General features: G+C 68.1%; 18 protein-coding genes and 2 pseudogenes. 13 read left to right on the forward strand and 7 right to left on the reverse strand.

Annotated features, from left to right (window positions below; translation table 11 throughout):
- Positions 1 to 41 precede the first annotated feature (41 nt).
- The 5 genes from lipB to queA are packed head-to-tail and all read left to right on the forward strand — an operon-like array spanning position 42 to position 5,765.
- Positions 42 to 722 (forward strand): lipoyl(octanoyl) transferase LipB, encoded by a 681-nt coding sequence (gene lipB, locus KBZ33_RS00110; RefSeq protein ID WP_254949760.1) that lies wholly within the window; start codon positions 42 to 44, stop codon positions 720 to 722.
- A 27-nt stretch (positions 723 to 749) separates the two neighbouring features.
- Positions 750 to 2,690 carry an AMP-binding protein gene (locus KBZ33_RS00115; RefSeq protein WP_254949759.1) on the forward strand — a complete coding sequence of 647 codons (1,941 nt, stop codon included), beginning with the start codon at positions 750 to 752 and terminating at the stop codon, positions 2,688 to 2,690.
- 58 nt (positions 2,691 to 2,748) lie between these two features.
- On the forward strand, positions 2,749 to 3,192 hold the full coding sequence (locus tag KBZ33_RS00120; RefSeq protein ID WP_254949757.1) for a YlqD family protein: 444 nt from the start codon (positions 2,749 to 2,751) through the stop codon (positions 3,190 to 3,192).
- Positions 3,193 to 3,238: 46 nt separating this feature from the next.
- Positions 3,239 to 4,585 carry a dihydrolipoamide acetyltransferase family protein gene (locus KBZ33_RS00125; protein ID WP_254949755.1) on the forward strand — a complete coding sequence of 449 codons (1,347 nt, stop codon included), beginning with the start codon at positions 3,239 to 3,241 and terminating at the stop codon, positions 4,583 to 4,585.
- Positions 4,586 to 4,607: 22 nt separating this feature from the next.
- The gene (queA, locus tag KBZ33_RS00130; protein ID WP_254949753.1) at positions 4,608 to 5,765 is read left to right on the forward strand and encodes a tRNA preQ1(34) S-adenosylmethionine ribosyltransferase-isomerase QueA; all 1,158 of its coding nucleotides are present in this window, start codon (positions 4,608 to 4,610) and stop codon (positions 5,763 to 5,765) included.
- On the opposite strand, the gene KBZ33_RS00135 is transcribed toward queA, so the two are convergent.
- The 3 genes from KBZ33_RS00135 to KBZ33_RS00145 all read right to left on the reverse strand — a co-directional run bounded on the left by KBZ33_RS00135 (position 5,766) and on the right by KBZ33_RS00145 (position 7,466).
- Positions 5,766 to 6,365: a superoxide dismutase gene (locus KBZ33_RS00135; protein ID WP_254949751.1), complete on the reverse strand. Its 600-nt coding sequence runs from the start codon at positions 6,363 to 6,365 to the stop codon at positions 5,766 to 5,768.
- A 70-nt stretch (positions 6,366 to 6,435) separates the two neighbouring features.
- Positions 6,436 to 7,086 (reverse strand): FKBP-type peptidyl-prolyl cis-trans isomerase, encoded by a 651-nt coding sequence (locus KBZ33_RS00140; protein WP_254949749.1) that lies wholly within the window; start codon positions 7,084 to 7,086, stop codon positions 6,436 to 6,438.
- 38 nt (positions 7,087 to 7,124) lie between these two features.
- A complete protein-coding gene (locus KBZ33_RS00145; RefSeq protein ID WP_254949748.1) occupies positions 7,125 to 7,466 on the reverse strand; it encodes a phasin family protein in 342 nt (113 codons plus the stop codon).
- Positions 7,467 to 7,531: 65 nt separating this feature from the next.
- Here KBZ33_RS00145 and KBZ33_RS00150 point away from each other — a divergent pair, with 65 nt between their 5' ends.
- A complete protein-coding gene (locus KBZ33_RS00150) occupies positions 7,532 to 9,067 on the forward strand; it encodes an apolipoprotein N-acyltransferase (RefSeq protein WP_254949747.1) in 1,536 nt (511 codons plus the stop codon).
- On the opposite strand, the gene KBZ33_RS00155 is transcribed toward KBZ33_RS00150, so the two are convergent.
- Positions 9,048 to 10,103: a mechanosensitive ion channel family protein gene (locus KBZ33_RS00155; RefSeq protein WP_254949745.1), complete on the reverse strand. Its 1,056-nt coding sequence runs from the start codon at positions 10,101 to 10,103 to the stop codon at positions 9,048 to 9,050. The genes KBZ33_RS00150 and KBZ33_RS00155 overlap by 20 nt on opposite strands.
- 408 nt (positions 10,104 to 10,511) lie before the next feature.
- On the opposite strand from KBZ33_RS00155, the gene KBZ33_RS00160 reads away from it, so the two are divergent.
- The gene (locus tag KBZ33_RS00160; RefSeq protein ID WP_254949744.1) at positions 10,512 to 11,441 is read left to right on the forward strand and encodes a hypothetical protein; all 930 of its coding nucleotides are present in this window, start codon (positions 10,512 to 10,514) and stop codon (positions 11,439 to 11,441) included.
- 76 nt (positions 11,442 to 11,517) lie between these two features.
- Here KBZ33_RS00160 and KBZ33_RS00165 read toward each other — a convergent pair.
- A pseudogene (locus tag KBZ33_RS00165) lies at positions 11,518 to 12,397 on the reverse strand (IS1595 family transposase).
- On the opposite strand from KBZ33_RS00165, the gene KBZ33_RS00170 reads away from it, so the two are divergent.
- Entirely contained in the window at positions 12,287 to 12,517 is a 231-nt protein-coding gene (locus KBZ33_RS00170) for a hypothetical protein (protein ID WP_255011422.1), read from the forward strand. The pseudogene KBZ33_RS00165 and the gene KBZ33_RS00170 sit on opposite strands and share 111 nt — an antisense overlap.
- 192 nt (positions 12,518 to 12,709) lie before the next feature.
- Here the strand turns inward: KBZ33_RS00170 and KBZ33_RS00175 are convergent, their stop codons facing one another.
- Entirely contained in the window at positions 12,710 to 13,075 is a 366-nt protein-coding gene (locus KBZ33_RS00175; RefSeq protein WP_254949742.1) for a hypothetical protein, read from the reverse strand.
- Positions 13,072 to 13,596: a type IV pilin-like G/H family protein gene (locus KBZ33_RS00180; RefSeq protein ID WP_254949739.1), complete on the reverse strand. Its 525-nt coding sequence runs from the start codon at positions 13,594 to 13,596 to the stop codon at positions 13,072 to 13,074. Before KBZ33_RS00180 ends, KBZ33_RS00175 begins: the two co-directional genes overlap by 4 nt.
- 499 nt (positions 13,597 to 14,095) lie before the next feature.
- On the opposite strand from KBZ33_RS00180, the pseudogene KBZ33_RS00185 reads away from it, so the two are divergent.
- The 5 genes and pseudogenes from KBZ33_RS00185 to KBZ33_RS00205 all read left to right on the forward strand — a co-directional run bounded on the left by KBZ33_RS00185 (position 14,096) and on the right by KBZ33_RS00205 (position 18,199).
- A pseudogene (locus KBZ33_RS00185) lies at positions 14,096 to 14,961 on the forward strand (SUMF1/EgtB/PvdO family nonheme iron enzyme).
- Complete coding sequence (locus KBZ33_RS00190) at positions 14,954 to 15,208, forward strand: hypothetical protein (protein ID WP_254949737.1); 255 nt, start codon at positions 14,954 to 14,956, stop codon at positions 15,206 to 15,208. Before KBZ33_RS00185 ends, KBZ33_RS00190 begins: the two are co-directional and overlap by 8 nt.
- Positions 15,209 to 15,255: 47 nt before the next feature.
- The gene (locus KBZ33_RS00195) at positions 15,256 to 15,552 is read left to right on the forward strand and encodes a hypothetical protein (protein WP_255011412.1); all 297 of its coding nucleotides are present in this window, start codon (positions 15,256 to 15,258) and stop codon (positions 15,550 to 15,552) included.
- On the forward strand, positions 15,543 to 16,391 hold the full coding sequence (locus tag KBZ33_RS00200) for a hypothetical protein (RefSeq protein ID WP_254949735.1): 849 nt from the start codon (positions 15,543 to 15,545) through the stop codon (positions 16,389 to 16,391). Before KBZ33_RS00195 ends, KBZ33_RS00200 begins: the two co-directional genes overlap by 10 nt.
- Before the next feature lie 17 nt (positions 16,392 to 16,408).
- On the forward strand, positions 16,409 to 18,199 hold the full coding sequence (locus tag KBZ33_RS00205) for a TolC family protein (protein WP_254949733.1): 1,791 nt from the start codon (positions 16,409 to 16,411) through the stop codon (positions 18,197 to 18,199).
- Positions 18,200 to 18,213: the final 14 nt, after the last annotated feature.

The following is an 18,213-nucleotide window of genomic DNA, read 5'->3' on the forward strand; positions in this document are numbered from 1 at the left end:
ATTCTGGCTCTGGGGCTCCCCCAGGCTAGGAACAGAGGTGCATGGCCCCCAACACTCCCGCAATTCTTTTTGAAGCCAGGGCCCCGGTGCCCTTTCCCCTGGCCTGGGACTGGCAGCGCCGTCTGCAGCGTCGTCGGCTCGACGATCCCTCCGCCCCCGATGCCCTGCTGCTGTTGCAGCACACCCCCTGCTACACCCTGGGCCGGGGGGCCAGCCTGGCTCACCTCGGCTTCGATCCCGACCAGCCGCCCCTGCCCCTCTATCGCATCGATCGGGGCGGGGAGGTCACCCACCACGGCCCCGGCCAGCTGGTGCTCTATCCGGTGCTCGACCTCCAGCGCCACGGCGGCGACCTGCACCTCTATCTGCGGGCCCTTGAGGACGTGGTGCTGGCCGTGCTGCGGGAGCTGGGGCTGGAGGGGGAGCGCCTCGAGGGCCTCACCGGGGTGTGGCTGGAGGGCCGCAAGCTGGCGGCGATCGGGGTGGGGGCCCGGCGCTGGATCAGCCAGCACGGGCTGGCCCTGAACGTGGACGGCTCCCTGGAGGGCTTCAAGGCGATCGTGCCCTGCGGTCTGGCCGACCGGCCGGTGGCACGGCTGGCGGACTGGTTACCTTCCCTTACCCCGGAGCAGGTGGCCCCGCTGCTGCTGGCGGCCTTTGCCCGCCGCTTCGGCCTGACCCTGCGGCCGCCGCGGCCGCAAGAAGGACTGGGAGAATCCTGATCTTGCTTTGCACCTCGCCGGCCGCCCATGAACGCCAGAGCCGAGATCCACTGGAGCGGCAGCGCCCAGGACCGCCGTGCCCTTCTCCGCCGCCGCGACTGGAGCGAGCTCGAAGGACTGGAGGGCCTCTGGCCTGAACTGGAGCGCCTGTATGGCTCCCAGGTGGCGCTGGACGCCCCCCACGGCCGCCATCCGGAAACATTGCGATTCGACGAGCTGCGCCAGGCGATCGACCGGGCCGCGGCGGCCTTCGCCGATCTGGGGGTCGCCGGCGGCGACGTGGTGGCCCTGTTTGCCGAAAACGGTCCCCGCTGGTTGGTGGCTGACCAGGGGCTGATGCGGGCCGGCGCCGCCGATGCCGTGCGCGGCAGCGCGGCGCCGGCCGAGGAGCTGCGCTACATCCTCGAAGACGCCGGCGCCGTGGGTCTGGTGCTGGAGTCGGCCGCCCTTCTGGAGCGACTGGCCCTCGATGGGTCGGCCCTGGAGCGGCTCCGCTTCGTGCTGCTGCTGGAGGGCGAGGCCCCCACGGCCCCTCCGGCGCTGCCCTGCCTCACCTGGGACGCCTTCCTGGCCCTGGGCGCCTCCAGGCCCGTGCCGCCTTCCCCCACGGGGGGTCCCGAGCGGCTGGCCACGCTGCTCTACACCTCCGGTACCACGGGCCAGCCCAAGGGGGTGCCGCTCAGCCACGCCAACCTGCTGCACCAGCTGCGCAGCCTCGGGGTGGCGGTGTCCCCGAGTCCGGGGGATCACGTGCTTTCGGTGCTGCCGATCTGGCATGCCTACGAGCGCACCGCCGAATACTTCCTGCTGAGCTGTGGCTGCCGCCAGACCTACACCACCCTCAAGCAGCTGCGCGCTGACCTGCAGACGGTGCGCCCCCAGTACCTGATCAGCGTGCCGCGGCTGTGGGAGGCCCTGCTCTCCGGCTTTGAGGACGCCCTGGCGGCCATGCCGGCCTCCCGCCAGCGCCTGCTGCGTCAGGCCCTGGCCGCCAGCCGGGCCTTCCACCGGCGCAAGCGGGTGGCTCTCAATCTCACCCTGACGCAGGAATCTCCTGCCACCCGGCTTCTGGCCGCGGCGGGTGCCCTGCTGATCTGGCCGCTGCATGCGACGGCCGGGGCCCTGCTGTGGCCGAAGGTGCGCGGCCAGCTGGTGGGGGGGCGGCTGCGCACCGCCATCAGCGGCGGCGGGGCCCTGGCCATTCACGTCGACGGCTTCTTCGAGGCGGTCGGCATCGAGTTGCTGGTGGGCTACGGGCTCACCGAGACCAGCCCGGTGCTGGCCTGCCGGCGGCCCTGGAGCAACCGTCGCGGCAGCGCCGGGCTGCCCCTGCCGGACACCGGCCTGAAGGTGGTGGACCCCGCCAGCCGGGCCCCACTGGCCCTCGGTGAGAGGGGGTTGGTGCTGGCGAAAGGCCCCCAGGTGATGGCGGGCTACCACCACAAGCCCGAGGCCACGGCCAAGGTGCTGGATCGGGAGGGCTGGTTCGACACCGGCGACCTGGGCCTGTTGCTGGCCGATGGAACCCTTGTGCTGACGGGCCGGGCCAAGGACACGATCGTGCTCAGCAGCGGCGAAAACATCGAGCCCGGACCCCTGGAGGAGGCCCTCGTGGCCTCGTCGTTGGTGGAGCAGGTGATGCTGGTGGGCCAGGATCGCAAGCAGCTCGGTGCCCTGGTGGTGCCGAAGCTGGAGACCCTGCAGGCCTTCGCGGCCGCGGCCAACCTGCCGTATGCGGGCTCCGAAGCCAGCCCCGACCCGGCCCTGCTGCGGGCCCTGGCCCGCGAGTGCAATCGCCTGCTGGCGTCCCGCCCGGGGTCCCGCCCGGACGAGCGGCTCGGCGGCGTGACCCTGGTGCAGCCCTTCAGCATCGACAACGGCCTGCTCACCCAGACCCTGAAGCAACGCCGGGATCGCATCGCCGACCGGGACCGGGGCGCCATCGCCGCGCTCTACGGGGAGAGCTGACCCATGGTTGACCGGATCGCCCGTGGCCTGACAGCCTGAGCCCTGCACATGCAGTCCCATGGCCGACGGCAACAGCCTGAACATCAAGCGATCGATCACGGTGCGAGCCGTGGTCACGCCGCGCTGGAAGGAAGATGCGGAGCGGGAGCTCAGCAATGCCCTCACCAACTTCGACCAGCAGCTGGCCCAGCTGGAGCAGGAGGGGCAACGGCTGGTCGACGAGATCCGTCGCCAGAGCGCCAATCCCCTCGATCCCCGGGTGCAGGAGCAGGTGGGCTCGGTGCAGCAGCAGGTGGCGGCCAAGCGGGCCGAGTTCGAGGAGCAGAAACGCCAGGTGCTGGAGCAGCAGCGCCAGGTGCGGGAACTGGAGATGGAGCAGGTGGTGGAGCAGGGGCAGATCGAAAGCTTCTGCGATATCCAGGTGGGCGACAACCTGGTGCAGAAGCTGCAGGTGTCGGTGCTGGTGCGGGACGGGGTGATTGAGGCGATCGAGGGGGGCTGATCCTTCCGCCGCCTAAAATTTCCCCCATCAAAGAGGCAGTCCCCCGTTGGCCACCCACGAAATCTTCATGCCGGCCCTCAGCTCCACCATGACGGAGGGCAAGATCGTGGAGTGGCTCAAGAAACCCGGTGAGCGGGTCGAACGGGGCGAGTCGGTACTCGTGGTCGAGTCCGACAAGGCCGACATGGATGTGGAGGCCTTCCAGGAGGGCTTCCTGGCGGTCGTGCTGATGGAGGCGGGCAGCACGGCTCCGGTGGGCGAGACGATCGGTCTGATCGTGGAAACCGAAGCGGAGATCGCGGTGGCCAAGGCGGCGGCTCCCGCTCCGGTTGCTGCTGCGGCTCCCACTCCGGTGGCGGCGGCTCCGGCGGCAGCGGTGGCCGCCCCCGCCCCTCCCAAGCCAGCCCCTGCGGCTCCCGTGCCACCGGTGCCCGTCGCCGCTCCGTTGCCGGTGGCGGTGCCCGTCAGAGCTGGCGACGGCCGTGTGGTGGCCACCCCCCGCGCCCGCAAACTGGCAGCCCAGCTGGGGGTGGCCCTGGCCTCGCTGCGGGGCAGCGGGCCGAATGGCCGGATCCAGGCCGAGGATGTGGAGCAGGCCACCGGCCAACCGGTGAGCGTGCCGCGGGTGGCCGAGGGCACCGCTCCGGCGATGGCGGTTGCGGGCGGCAACGGCGCCGCCGCCGCTCCGGCAGCGCCCGCGGGCCAGGCCTTCGGCCGTGCCGGTGAAACGGTGGCCTTCAACACCCTGCAGCAGGCGGTCGTTCGCAACATGAACGCCAGCCTGGCGGTCCCCTGCTTCCACGTCGGCTACACGATCACCACCGACCGGCTCGACGCCTTCTACAAGCAGGTGAAGGCCAAGGGCGTCACCATGACGGCCCTGCTGGCCAAGGCCGTGGGCATGACCCTGGCCCGCCACCCCCAGCTGAACGCCTCCGCCAGCGACGCGGGCATGGCCTACCCGGCCTCCGTCAACGTGGCCGTGGCCGTCGCCATGGATGACGGCGGCCTGATCACACCGGTCCTGGCCGCCGCCGACCGCACCGACCTCTATTCGCTCTCCCGCAACTGGGGCGATCTGGTGGCCCGCTCCCGTTCCAAGCAGCTCAAACCGGAGGAATACACCACCGGCACCTTCACCCTCTCCAACCTGGGCATGTTCGGCGTCGACCGCTTCGACGCGATCCTGCCTCCCGGCACCGGCGCCATCCTGGCGGTGGCGGCGTCCCGGCCCGTGGTGGCGGCCCTCAAGGACGGGTCGATCGCCGTGCGGCGCCAGATGCAGGTGAATCTCACGGCCGATCACCGCGTCATCTACGGCACTCACGCGGCGGCCTTCCTCAAGGATCTGGCCGATCTGATCGAGAACCGGCCCGAAACTCTGGCCCTCTAGGGAACAACGTCCCGATTCCGCCGTGGTTCCCTCCAACGCGCCCGACCCCGCCGACGGGCTCCTGTCCAGCTACGCGTTTGCCTTACCGGAGGCCCTGATCGCCCAGCAGCCGGTGGCGCCGCGCCATGCCGCCAGGCTGCTGGCATTGGAGGCGGCTGCCACGGCGGATCCTGAGGCCGCCGCCGCCAGCCACCTGACGGTGTGGGACCTGGTGGAGGAGCTGGAGCCCGCCGATCTGCTGGTGGTGAACGACACCCGGGTGCTGCGGGCCCGGCTGGCGGCGCGGCGGGCCAGTGGCGGGGCGGTGGAGCTGCTGCTGGTGGAGCCCCGCGGCGATGGGCTGTGGCTGTGCCTGGCCCGTCCGGCCAAGCGGTTGCGGCTCGGCGAGGTGCTGGAGGTGGTGGCCCAGGGGCAGCCACCGCTGCCGGTGCGGATCGAAGCGATCGACCCGGAAAGCGGTGGCCGGTTCGTGCGCTTCCCGAGCGGCTGCGCCGATGCGGCCGCGATCGAGCCCCTGCTGGAGCGCTACGGCGCCATGCCCCTGCCGCCGTACATCGAACCCGCCGAAGGCCAGGACGACAGCCGCTACCAGACCCGCTACGCCGCCAAACCCGGAGCGGTGGCGGCCCCCACGGCCGGTCTGCACCTCAGCGACGAGCTGCTGGAGGCCCTACGGGCCAAAGGGGTGCGGCTGGCCACCGTGACCTTGCACGTGGGACTGGGCACCTTCCGCCCGGTGGAAACCGAGGACCTCAGCCGGCTCAGCCTGCACAGCGAGTGGGTGGAGCTGGGCGTGGATCTGGTGGACGCCGTGACTGCCTGCCGGGCCCGGGAGGGCCGGGTGATCGCCGTGGGCACCACGTGCGTGCGCAGCCTGGAGGGCGTGGCCGCCCTGAACGGCGGTCGGCTGCTGCCCCATGCCGGACCGGTGAACCTGGTGATCCAGCCTGGGTTCCGCTTCGCCGTGGTGCAGGGGCTGCTCACCAATTTCCACCTGCCGCGCAGCTCCCTGCTGTTGCTGGTCAGCGCCCTGGTGGGGCGGCGCCGACTGCTGAGCCTCTATGCCGAGGCGATCGAGCGCCACTATCGCTTCTTCTCCTATGGCGATGCCATGTGGATACCCCCCGAGGCCGTGCTGGAGGAGGCACGGCCCCGGGGGGCAGGATCGGGCGGAGCCTGATCAGGCGGCGGCCAGGTTTGCCGCCACGAAGTCCCAGTTGACCAACTTGTCGAGGTAAGTGGTCATGTAGTCGGGACGGCGGTTCTGGTAGTCGAGGTAGTAGGCGTGCTCCCAGACATCCATGGTGAGCAGGGCCTTCTGGCCATGGGCGAGGGGCAGATCGGCGTTGGCCGTCTTGGTGATCTTCAGGGTGCCGCCATCGAGCACCAGCCAGGCCCAGCCGCTGCCGAACTGGGTGGCGCCGGCGGACTTGAACTGCTCACTGAAGGCCTCGAAGCTGCCAAAGTCGGCAGCGATTTTCTCGGCCAGGGCACCGGTGGGGGCGCCGCCGCCACCGGGCTTGATGCACTGCCAGTAGAAGCTGTGGTTCCAGACCTGGGCGGCGTTGTTGAACACCCCGGCCTTGCTGGCGTCACCGGCGACGGCCAGGATCACCTCTTCGAGGCTCTTGGCTTCGAGGTCACCCCCTTCGATCAGCTTGTTGAGGTTGGTGACGTAGGCGGCGTGGTGTTTGCCGTGGTGGAACTCGAGGGTCTGACGGGAGATGTGGGGCTCGAGTGCGTCGAGGCCGTAGGGCAGTTCGGGCAGCTGGTGAGCCATGGAAGACGGTTGTGGTTAGGCGGCATTGTAACGATCGCAACCCTGGGGAAGGCCGCTCCGGTGCCGGTGCTCAGCCCTTGACGTCCAGCAGTTCCACCTCGAACACCAGGGTGGCGTTGGGGGGGATCACGCCACCGGCGCCGCGCTCGCCGTAGGCCAGATCAGGGGGAATGACCAGCTTGCGTTTGCCGCCCACCTTCATCCCCGCCACGCCCTCGTCCCAGCCCCGGATCACCCGGCCGGCGCCGAGGGGAAAGCTGAAGGGACCGCGGCCGTAGCTGCTGTCGAACTCCTTGCCGCTGGTGAGGGTGCCGCGGTAGTTGACCACCACGGTCTGGCCGCTCTTGGCTTCGGCGCCCTCACCCAGGGTCAGGTCAGTGATGCGCAGGCCGCTGGGGGTGGTGCGCTCGGTGGGGGAGACAAGCTCCCCGCCCAGGGCCGCAGCGCCGCTGGAGGCCATCTCGGCGCTGGAGGAATCGGGGGCCATGGTGAACAGGGTGGGGTTGGGGACGTCGGGGTCCAGTTCAAGCGGCGCCGCAATGGCGGGGCGCGCTTCCGGTGCGGTGGGGGCAGGGCCGGAGCTGGCCAGGGCCTGCTGCACGCCGGCATCTGGCTGGGTCGGCGAAGCCGCTTCCACCACGGAAGGGGACACCAGCTGGCTCACCAGGGCCAGCATCAGGCAGGCCACACAGACGAACGAGCTGATCAGGATGTCGCGCATGCGGAAAGTCCCTGGATGGGGCGATTCTGCCAGTGCGATCAGTCGCTGCTTTCGCCGTTGTTCTGGCGCTGGCGCAGGGCCTGCTCCAGGCGATCGATGCGGCCGCGCAGTTCGTCCAGCTCCCGCTGGCGGGCCAGGCCCAGATCCTGCAGCAGCTGGTCGCGGTTGCGCTCCAGCTGGCGTTCCGCCTGCAGTTCCACTTCCGGCGTCTCGCCCCGCAGGGCGCGCATCACGTCCTCCACCAGGGCGGAGGCGTGGTTGGGGTCGAGGCGGCCGCTGCTCACCCATTCCTGGCTGACGTACTTGAGCCGGTCGGCCACCAGCGAGGTGGTGCCGAGGCCACGCAGCAGCAGCATCTGCAGCAGATTGCCCTGGTCCATGAAAAGGTTTCCTTGGAGGAACAGCGTCACTCTTTCAACCTTGGCGCCTCCAGCGCTGGCTGACCATGGGCAATGACCGTCGTGCCGGTTGGGTCATCGCCGCGGCCGCCGGGCTCCTGGCGGGGGTGGCCCTGCCGCCCCTGGGCTGGCCCTGGCTGCTCTGGCCCGCCCTGACCGTGCTCTGGTCCCTGGCGGCGAGTCGCGGTGGCACGGCGCCGTCCAGGTTCTGGCGCGGCGGGCTGTGGGGGCTGGCGGCGGTGCTGGTGAGCCACCGCTGGCTGCTCTGGCTCCACCCCCTCGACTGGATCGGCGTTCCCGGCCCCCTGAGCCTGCCGATCTGCCTGGCCCTGTGGCTGGCCATCGGCCTGCTCGCCGCCCTGCTGGTGGGGGTCTGGACGGCGCTGGTGGGCCGGCTCGAGCCTGGACGGCCCAGCACGGCGCTGCTGGCGGCGGCCCTGTGGGGGCTGGCCGAGGTGCTGCTGGCGCGCGGCCCCCTGTTCTGGCTGGGGCTGGGGGCGGCGGCGCTGCCGGGGGATCGGGCCCTGGCGGGTCTGGCGGCCCTGGGGGGCGCAGGGTTGCTTGCATCCGTTCAGCTGCTGATCAGCTGGTGCCTCTGGCGGGCCCTGCTGGCCCTGCCCCGCCGCCGCAGCCGCGGGCTGCTGATCACGCTGCTGCTGGTTGCCGCCTGCCATCTGGCCGGTGTGGCCCTGCTGGGCCAGGCCGCCATCCCCCCCGGTGACAGGGCCGAGCGCTGGTTGGTGCTGCAGCCGGCCATCCCCACCCGGGAGAAGTTCGAGGCTGAGCAGCAGCGACGGCTGCTGCAGCGGCTGGCCCTGGCCCAGCGCAGGGCCGCCGCGGCCGAACCACCCCTGCAGGGGGTGCTTCTCCCGGAGGGCTCCCTGGCCCTTGGCCAGCCGTTGCCGGAGGCGGCGCCGGTGGAGGTGCTCAGCGGTGGCTTCCGCCGCCAGGGCGTGGAGTTGCGCAGCAGCCTGCTGCGCTTCGATCCTGGCCAGCGCCAGGCTGACCGCTGGATCGACAAGCACCGGCTGGTGCCCCTCGGCGAATGGGTGCCCCTGGCGGACCTGTGGCGCTGGAGCGGCCTCTCGGCGGTGGGAGGCGTGGAGCCCGGGACGGCCTCCCGCCGGCTGGCGCGGCCTGGGGGGGATGTGGGCGTGGCCATCTGTTACGAGCTCTCCGATGGGACGGCCCTGGCCGCCGCCACCCGCCAGGGGGCCCGCTGGCTGCTGGCCAGCGCCAACCTGGACCCCTATCCCGAGCAGTTGCAGGGGCAGTTCGCGGCCCTGGCCCAGCTGCGCTCAATCGAGACCGGCCGCTGGTTGGTCAGTTCCGCCAACACGGGGCCGAGCCTGCTGGTGGACGCCGCTGGACGGGTGCTGGAGCAGCTGCCCGCCGGCCGTCCCGCCAGCGGCCTGTTCACCGTGCAGCAGCGCGCCCAGCTCACCCCCTATGACCGCTGGGGTGAAGGCCCCCTGATCGGCATCGCCCTGCTGGCGGCCGCCTGGCGCTGGATCGCCGCTGCCGGCGGTGGCACTCCGGGGGCCTCCGCTGGGGAGGACGTTTTCAGCCGGGAGGACTGCTGAGTGGCGACGCAGTGGGGGCCTGGGGAGGGGCGGCGAAGGCGATGCCCTGCTCCTGGAACGCCTGCAGAATGCCCAGATTGATGACCTGCTGCAGGTCGAGATACACCACGACGCTGCTGTCGGGAACGAAGAACACGAACTGGAATTCCAGGGCGCCGTCGGTGAAGCGGGTGAAGTGGCAACGGTCGAACGTGGCCGGCGGATGGGCCCGGACCACCCCTTCCACGAGCCCAGGAATGGCGGCGGCCTGCTCCGCCGGCAGCTGATCGGACAGGCGCAGGCTGTGGGCGACCCGGCGCCGGGGCAGATCGCCGAAGTTGCGGATCGTCTTCTGCAGCAGTTCTTCGTTGCCGATCACGATCCGCTCGCCGCCCAGGCTGCGGATGGAGGAGGAGCGGATCCCCACCCGCTCCACCGGCCCGAGGACATCGGCAAAACCGATCAGATCGCCGATCTGGAAAGGTTTGTCGATGACGATGGTGATGTAGCTGAGGAAGTGGCTGAGCGGCCCGCGCAGGGCCAGGCCCAGGCCGAGGCCGGCCCCGGCCAGGGAGGCGTAGATGGCACCGAGGGGCACCCCCTGCTGCTGCAGGAACACCAGGCTGCCGAGGCCCCAGACCAGGGCGCGGATCATCGGTGCCAGGGCCTGCAGGGTACTGGTCTGTTCCACCCTTCCCAGGCGTTGCAGGGAGCGCTCCAGCAGCAGCAGCAGGCTGCGGTTGATCAGCCGCACCACCAGCACGACGGCCACCAGCAGGGCGGCCCCTTCCACCAGCCGATCGGGCCCGGGATCGAAGCGCAGCACCTCCCAGCCGCGCACCAGCGACCGCCAGCCCCAGACCACCATGGCCAGATAGCCGAGCGACGCCAGGCTGTTGAGCAGCAGGGGCGCGATCAGGCCGTCGGGGCGGGGGACGGCGCGCCGTAGCCAGCGGCGCAGTCCCCGCACCAGCAGCCACACGGCCAGCGAACCCAGCAGCACCCTGGCCAGGGCCATGAGCAGGGCGAATCCCGCGGCCTGAAGCGATGGGTTCAAGAGCGGCCCCAACCCCGCAGGGGGAGGATTGGCGATCGGGAGGCGACGCGATGCATGGGGGCTGGCCCTACCCAGGAACCCTATCGGCCCAGGCCTCCGGTGCCGTTGTTCAGCTTGTTGCGCTGGCCGCCGGCTTTGATCGGCCCGACGAAGACATTGATCTTGGGGTTGTGCAAGGTGAAACGTTCGATGCGCCCAACTCTTGGCTGGATCTCGACGATTCAGCTGTTGGTCCTATGGGTGCTCTCCCTTCCTTCCTTCCTTCCTTCATTTTTCAGAGAGCGTCGATGGCAGAAAGGAGGGCCAGTGGCGAGTTTAGGACGATAACCTAAAAATTTTCAGCCATTTCATGCCTCAAAAAAACCTTGTCATTGGCTTACCTGGTATCTGCATTCACTTATTGCTGCGTTGGAGGGGGGCGAGTCGCTTAAAATGGTTATCAACAGGGCTGTGCCGCTCGTGGTTGTTGAGATCAGTCACTTGGATTGCCTGGACTGTCTCTTATGGCTGCGCACGGGTGAAAATGTTGCCAAGCGTCTAAACTTTACCCAAGCCACGGTCTGCCGCACCACAAAGCGTACTTGCGCAATGTTTGGAATTGAGCTATCCAAGAAGGATGGTGAGTGGTGCATCTCGGGAAATCAATCGCTTCTGAATCTCGAACGGGCTGTCCATCAGGTTCATCGCTGGGATACGGCATTACCGTTGAGAATCGAAGCGCAGCACCATTCCGGCCCATTGTACTTGGATCCACCTCCTGATAAGTGCATTCTTGGAAATATGGACTTTGCGGACTATCATGCGCCCATCAATCTTTTGAGGGATGGGGTTATCGATGTGCACATTGCATGTTATCCGGATGTGCCCGATGCTGATTCTACAGACTTCGCCTGTTATCACCTCACGCGGTATCCAGTTCGACTCGCTGTTGCGACAATGCATCCCCTTGTTAAAATGGGGTCAATGGTCACATTGGACGACGTCACACAATTCCCCAGCCTCGCCATGAGGGATGGCGCCTTCCCTAAAATCCAATCAGCACTCTCTGAGATCGGATTATGGACCGCGCCATCAATGGACTTTCGTTATGATCATTCTAAATGGGAAGGTATGGTTGGGGACCTGGCCGCCGTGTGTTATGTGGCGCCCTTCAATGCCACCATGTTTGATTTCCCGATCACGATTCTGCCGCTTGCTATTCCTTTGAGTTCTGGGGAGACTGTGGTTGTGAAACGAGCGTATGCAGACCATCCACGCTATCATTCACTGCTAGAAACTTTGAAATGTCGGGCTCGCAACCTCTCGCAAAAGTATGATGATGTGAAGATCATGTTTTAGAGTTTCCCTGCTTTTTTTCTGAACAGTTGCTGACTGGGATTGCCCACTACGACGATGCCGTCAACCTTGAGCTTGATTAGGTAGCTAGCTCCGCACTCCTCAAGATGCGTTCCGGTCGAGCGCCGCAGCTGCAGATGGCATGAACCACTCGCTCAGTCATTGTTGATAAGTTGAAGCGTCGGTTGAAGCGGTAATTGAAGGCACCCAGGTAGCGATCAGCGTACTTATCGAATTTCAGTGCATGAAAGGTGCCGCTGAAGCTGGTTTTCAAGTTGCTGAGGACCGTGTTGATCCAGCGGAATACAGACAGTTCACTGGGATGGCGTCCTTTCACGACCACAGCTTGATGTAGGCAAACGACTTCTGTCACGGCGCGAAAGCAGGCCAGCCCATCTGAGATCACTTCACATCCTATTGCCACTGAATTCTGTGCCCAGTCAGCGATGGCGGCAAAGGAGAACGGGGCCACGGTGGCAAGCTTCACGTAACGAGGGTGGCCCGCATCATCGACAGAGACGGCCGCCACGATCGGCACCTTGTTCTCTGATCCACCTGTACCTTTCCCCGCAGGACATAGGCCCCATGCCGCTCCTTCATCGCCTGCATGATCTTATTGTCAACCAGCCATGCCGCGCGGTAGTTCACGCCGAGATGGCGCCTCAAAGCGAGTGAGGAGATGTGCGTCCACCGCTACACGGAAGCCTTGCGGCTAGGGCCTGGCCCACCAGGTAGAGAGCGAGGAACCCGGTGGTCAACGGCAACTTGGTCGCCTCCAGGATGGTTCCGGCCGTGAGGGTGGTCTGATGACGGCAGCTCCGGCATGGATAGCGCTTGTGGCGCCTGCCATGGATCAACCCGTATTCCTTGCACTCACAGCGGGGGCAACGGAAACCATCAGGCCAGCGTGCCTGCTCCAGGGCGGCCTCGCAATTCTCCTCGGCGCCGTAGAGCTGGATGAACTCGGGCAGCGACAGGCCTGCCTGAAACTGGATTCGACCCATGGCCATGGCGGGCACCTCTGGTACATGCGTACCAGATTGCGATGGAAAGACCTGCTGATGGAGCTTGCCACCTAATCAAGATCTGCGTTGAAACAGATACTGCCGGTTGCGCTGGGAGAAGGCGCTGCGCCGACTGAGCTCCGTGGGGGTGATCGGGGTTTGCAGATGGGCCCGGATCCACTCCAGCAGCTCGTTGAAGGGGTGATCACGCCCCCCCCGACCGCAGCAGTGGGGCGTCCAGCATCCGCAGAGCCAGATGGAGATGGCTCAGCAGCTCGCCCTACTCCGCTGATGCGCTGCCGTCCACCCGCAGGGTACGTTCGAAGGGCGGCGATCGAGGCAGATCATCACCTCCTCGAAGGTGCCGGTGCTGGCGGTGAAGGCGGCGCTGGGCAGGTAGGCCGCCATCGGCCCAGCCTCAAGCTTCAGCCGTTGGCCGTCCGTTCCCACCTCGGCGACGCCAGCCAGGGGCAGGCTGAGGGTGGCGATCGGGGAATCGTCGAAACTGATCTCCAGGAGGGAGTGGCGGCTGCAGGACATCGCGATCTGCCCCATGTGGATGACGCCGCTGCGATGGACGAGGCCACCGCTATGGGGGGACTCCAGCAGCGTGAGCGGAGCCCTGGCCGTCATTCGTTGACGATCGAGGCCGTGACCTCGACCGAGGCGTCACCGCACTGCACGATCCGGCCGGTGGGATTGGCCACCAGGCTGCCGAGCACGAGCTGGGGGTCCGCCGGACGGATCTGGCCCGGCTGGATGTTCATGCAGATGATCGTGGTGATCCGTGGGTTCTGGGTGGGGGTGAGGAAGGCGGCGCCCACATAGGCATTCAGCTGCCCCACCTTGGCGGTCTGGGCCGGAATCACATAGCTGTAGGCCGCTTCGGTGGTGGTGCGAACGGCGTAGTTGAAGGACGCCGGCAGGGTGATGCCGAAATCCTGCTGGATGTTCGAGACCGTGGCCCGGAAGGAGCCGTTCTTCTGGTAGTAGGTGCGCTGGCCTTCCATCATCCGGGCCACGGCGTTGAGCGCCGCCGCCTGCTCAGGACTCGCCTGCGGCTGCGCCCTGGCGCCGGGGCAGGCCGCCGCGATGGCGAGGACCAGGCAGGCCTGCAGCGTCGGGCTGGCGTGGCGGGAGAGGGGGAAGGTCATGGGTGGGGGAGTGGGAATCCTGGAAGCAGGATGGAGGGGGCGGCAACGGCCCTCCGGGCAGTCTCCTCCCCCGGCGGCGGTGGCTCTTAGCCGGCGGCCGCCCTCAGGTCCGTGTCCTGTTGCTGAGCAGACCAGCGCGCCATGCTGGCCTGCGGAGATCCTGCTGGACAGGACACAGCCCATTGTCTTTTCTGACATCGTCCGTTCGGCACTTCTGCGCTGCTGCGACAGTCTTGCCGTCCTGCGTTCATCGTTGGCCGGCCGCCCGATCGATCGGCCAACGAATGTGTCGAAGGCGATCGATGCGGCCCTGAAGCACACATTTATGCCCCCACAATGCGGAGCGTCAGCCATCCGCAGGGCCCAGGGATCCGTGCTTGTTCATCGTCCTTAGGTCAGCTCTCTGGCGCTGGCCGTCCTGCTGATCCTGGCCTTGGGCATGGGAGTGGTGCTGCTGGGGCCCGCCCCTTCCCCGGCGGCGGACCCCTGCCCGCCGTCGATGGCCCCGATCCCCGGCGGCCGCTACCGGATCGGCGCGGCGGGCCGCCTGCCGGAGGAGGCGCCGGCTTCGGTGCGGCTGCAGCCCTTCTGCATCGGCCGTACGGAGGTGAGCAACCGCGCGTTCGCCGCCTTCGTGGCCGCCAGCGGCTACCGGACCCAGGCGGAGCGGCCCCTGCCCCAGGAACAGTTCCCGGAGCTCTCCGCCGCCGAGCGCCGCCCCGGCTCGGTGGTGTTCCGGCCGCCCTCCCCCGGCGAGCCTCTGGAGGAGCTCAGTTGGTGGCACTGGGTGCCCGGGGCCGACTGGCGCCACCCCGAGGGCCCCGGCAGTTCTATCGACGACCGGCTCGACCACCCGGTGGTGCAGGTGTCCCTGGCGGATGCGGAGGCCTACGCGGCCTGGGCCGGCGCCGCCCTCCCCAGCGAGACCCAGTGGGAGTTCGCTGCCCGGGGCGGCCTGCGGGATCGGGCCTTCAGCTGGGGCGACCGCTGGCGAGCGGGTCTGGCCAACACGTGGCAGGGGGAGTTTCCCGTCCGTCACACGGCCGACGATGGCTTCACCGGCACCGCTCCGGTGGGCAGCTTCCCCCCCATGGCTACGGACTGCAGGACATGACCGGCAATGTCTGGGAGTGGACGGCGGACTGGTACCGGCCCGGCCACGATCGCCTCGCCGACCGGGCCGCCAGCAGCGATCCGCGGGAGCCCGGAGTGGCCAAACACGTCATCAAAGGGGGCTCCTTCCTGTGCGCCCCGAACTACTGCAGCCGCTACCGGCCGGCGGCGCGGGAGGCCGAAAGCCCAGACACCGGCACCTCCCACATCGGTTTCCGACTCGTTTCCCCTGCCCTGACGACCCATGCCTGAGCCCCTGACCCGCCTGAGCGTCGCGGTCGGTCGCCTGCTGCGGCGCCTGGTGCCGGCGTGCCTGGCCCAGCGGATCACCGGCACCCCGGGAGCCCCCAATGCCACCACCACGATCCCCGGCACCCAGCTGCCGGCCCCGGAGCCCCCCTTCGGTGGGGTGATCAGGGATGGGGCGCTGCAGTCGAAGCCCTGCTGGGCTGGGCGCCGCGGATCACGCCCCCGCAGAGCGCGCTCAACGTGTTGCTGATCATCACCGATGACACCGGTTTCGGGGTGCCCAGCAGCTTCGGCGGGGTGATCCCCACCCCGGCGATGGACCGGGTGGCCAAGGCGGGACTGCAGTACATCTGCATGTTCTCCACGGCCCTGTGCTCCCCCACCCGCCCCTCCATCACCACGCCGCGCCGGGCTGCCACAGCCTGCGCTTCGGCGGTGATCCCCTCCACCTGCCCGTGCTGCCGGCCGCCGCCCCGCAGCTGGCCTTTCACTCCGCCACGGCCTGGGCCCAGCGGCTGCACCACGGCGAACTGGATGGCGAAGCGCACTGGTCGACAATTCTGGGAAGGACCTGAACCAAGCCGATGGCCCTGATCAGCCGCCTGCTGCAACAGCGCCATGCCTTTTACCGAGGCCTTCTGGCGGTTGAGGTGTTGGCCCTGGTGGGCCTGCGCGGCCTGGAACAGGCACCACGGCTGGTCAGCGTGCTCTACCTCGTGATCTCCGGGGTGGGGATCCTGCTGGATTCACCCCTGCTGCCGCACAACCGCCTCCCGCCAACGCCAACCGAATCGATGCCCCGTGCTCTGGGACGCCGCATCCAGAAGTTGCTTCAGCGCCGGAAGCGGTCAGTCATCTACTGGATCCTGGCCCTGGGCATGGAACTGATCTGGCAGGCGGCCCTGGTGCTCAACCCCACCCTGGCCGTGCAGCTGAGCGTGATCCATCTGGTGACATGGCTCAGCCTGATGCTGATTGTGCTGTGGGGTCTGGTGAATGCCCTGGCCGAAGAACCGACCTTCACGGGCGACCTGCTGATGGGGGCCACGGCCGGTTATCTGCTGGTTGGATTCACCGGCGGCATCGTGCTCAACTCCCTGCTGGTGCTCGACCCGGCGGCCTTCAACCTGCAGGACCATGGACACTCCCTGCCCGATGGCATCGGTCATGCGCCGGCCATGCTCGGGGCCGCTTTCGCCAGTCTCACCACCATCGGCAGCCCTGTGCTGAAGAACGGAAACCTCACCAGCCTCACCGGCAGCGTGGCCATCACGATCGTGGGCCAGCTCTATCTGGCCATCCTGATCGCCGGTGTGCTGGGCAAGCCGAGGACGCTGGGCAAACCGGGCCAGCCAGCTGCCGCACCTGAAGCCGAACACCCCCAGCTCAGCAGAGCCGCTGCGCCAATCAGACTGCGACGACCCAGGCGCTGATCTGCATCACCGTGGCAATGCGCAACCGCGTCCTGGCCCTGTTGTGGCTCGGGCTCATCCCTGCCCAGCTGGCCCCGGCTGCGTTGGCTCGGCCCCCAGGCCAGCCCCAGAGCACCAAGCTGCTGGAGCGCAGCTGGCAAAAGCTGGATGCGCAACTGCGGGCGCTCGATCAGCTGCTCCCGAGCGAGCCCGAGCCCCCGGTGGGAAACGTGCTCAGCACTCCTGAGCTGCCCGCCAACCTGATCCGCGCCAACCAGCCCGCCACGGGCCCAATCCAGCCGGCCGACATGGTGGCCAGCCCACCCCTGGATCTGCCCTCCCCCCAGCAACTCCAGGCCGGCAGCGTCGCCAGCCTCAGCCTTGAACAGGCCCTGGCCATCGCCTTTGCCAACAGCGCCAGCCTGCAAGCCCAGCGGGAGCAGGTGGCCGCTGCCCTGGCCCGCTTCCAGGCCTCCATGGGCAGCTATTGGCCCACGATCAGCGCCTTTGCCAATGGTGGCTACGAGGGCAGCCGCAGCACCACCACCTCCAACAAACCCAACGACAACCTGGGCTTCGGCCCGCTGTTTGCACCCAATGGGCTGCTCACCCCCGGTCCAAATGGCACATCCATTCCCACCGCCGGCCCCTTCTACGTGCCCAACGGCGGTTCCGTGGCAGCCACCTCAGGGGAATGGGGCCTGGAGGGCGGCCTGCAGCTCAATTACGCCCTGCTGGATTTCGCCCGCACACCCACGGTTCGCGCGGCTCGCGCCAGCCTGGAGCAGCAGCGCAACAGCTACGCCAACCAACTGCGCTCCCTGCAGCTGCAGGTGAGTGAGGCCTACTACTCCCTGCAGCAGGACGAGCAGCTGGTGCGTGTCTACGACGCCAACCTGCGCAACGACATGGTGATCCTGCAGGACACCCTCGACCTCAAGCAGGCCGGCCTGGTGCCCCGGCTCGATGTGCTGCGGCGGCGCGCCATCCAGGCCGCCGATGAAGAAACCCTGATCCAGGCCCTGGCTGATCGGGCAGTGGCACGCCGGCAGCTGGCGGTGCTGCTCAACCTGCCGGCCAACGTGACCCCCACCCCCAGCGACCCGATCGTGGTGCAGCCCCGCTGGCCGCTCGATCTCGAAGCCAGCCTGCTGGCTGCCTACAGGGGCAATCCGGAGCTGGAGGCGATCCTGGCCACCCGCACGGCCCTGGCCCAGCAGAGCCAGGCCACTGCGGCAGGTCTGCTGCCGAAACTTTCCCTGTTTGCCAGCGGCGGCGGCAGCAGCTCCCAAACCAGCCTGAGCAATTTTGATCTTGGCGGCGGCGGCTGCTGCGGCTCCACCGCCCTGCCCCTGAGCACCACCAGCGGCTCGGACTGGTCGGTGGGTTTGACCTTCACCTGGCTGCTGTTTGACGCCGGCACCACGGCCGGCCAGGCCCGGGCGCTCACCAAGCAGGCCGAGGCCACCGCCCAGCAATACGCCGCCAGCCGCAACGACATCCGCCTGAGAATCGAGCAGGCCTTCTTCAACCACGAAGCCAGCCTGGCCAAGCTCAGCTCGGCCCGCCGCGGCGTGGCGGCTGCCCTGGAGGCTTTCCGTGATGTGCGTCTGCGCTACGTAACCGGCCTCGACAGCGAGCTCAATCTCTCCAATACCCAAGACCGCCTGATCAACAGCCTGGTGCGGCGGATCAACGCCACGGTCAACGTGAACATCACCTATGCGAAGTTGCTGAGAGAACTGCTGCCGATGCCGCGCGATCCCAATCTGCCGATCCAGCCCCAGCTGCAGCTGCAACTCAGCAGCAGCCCCGCCACCCAACCTTGAACGGGCGACACCCC

Source organism: Cyanobium sp. Cruz-8D1 (assembly GCF_024345975.1).
In the GTDB taxonomy this organism is placed as follows: Bacteria; Cyanobacteriota; Cyanobacteriia; order PCC-6307; family Cyanobiaceae; genus Cyanobium.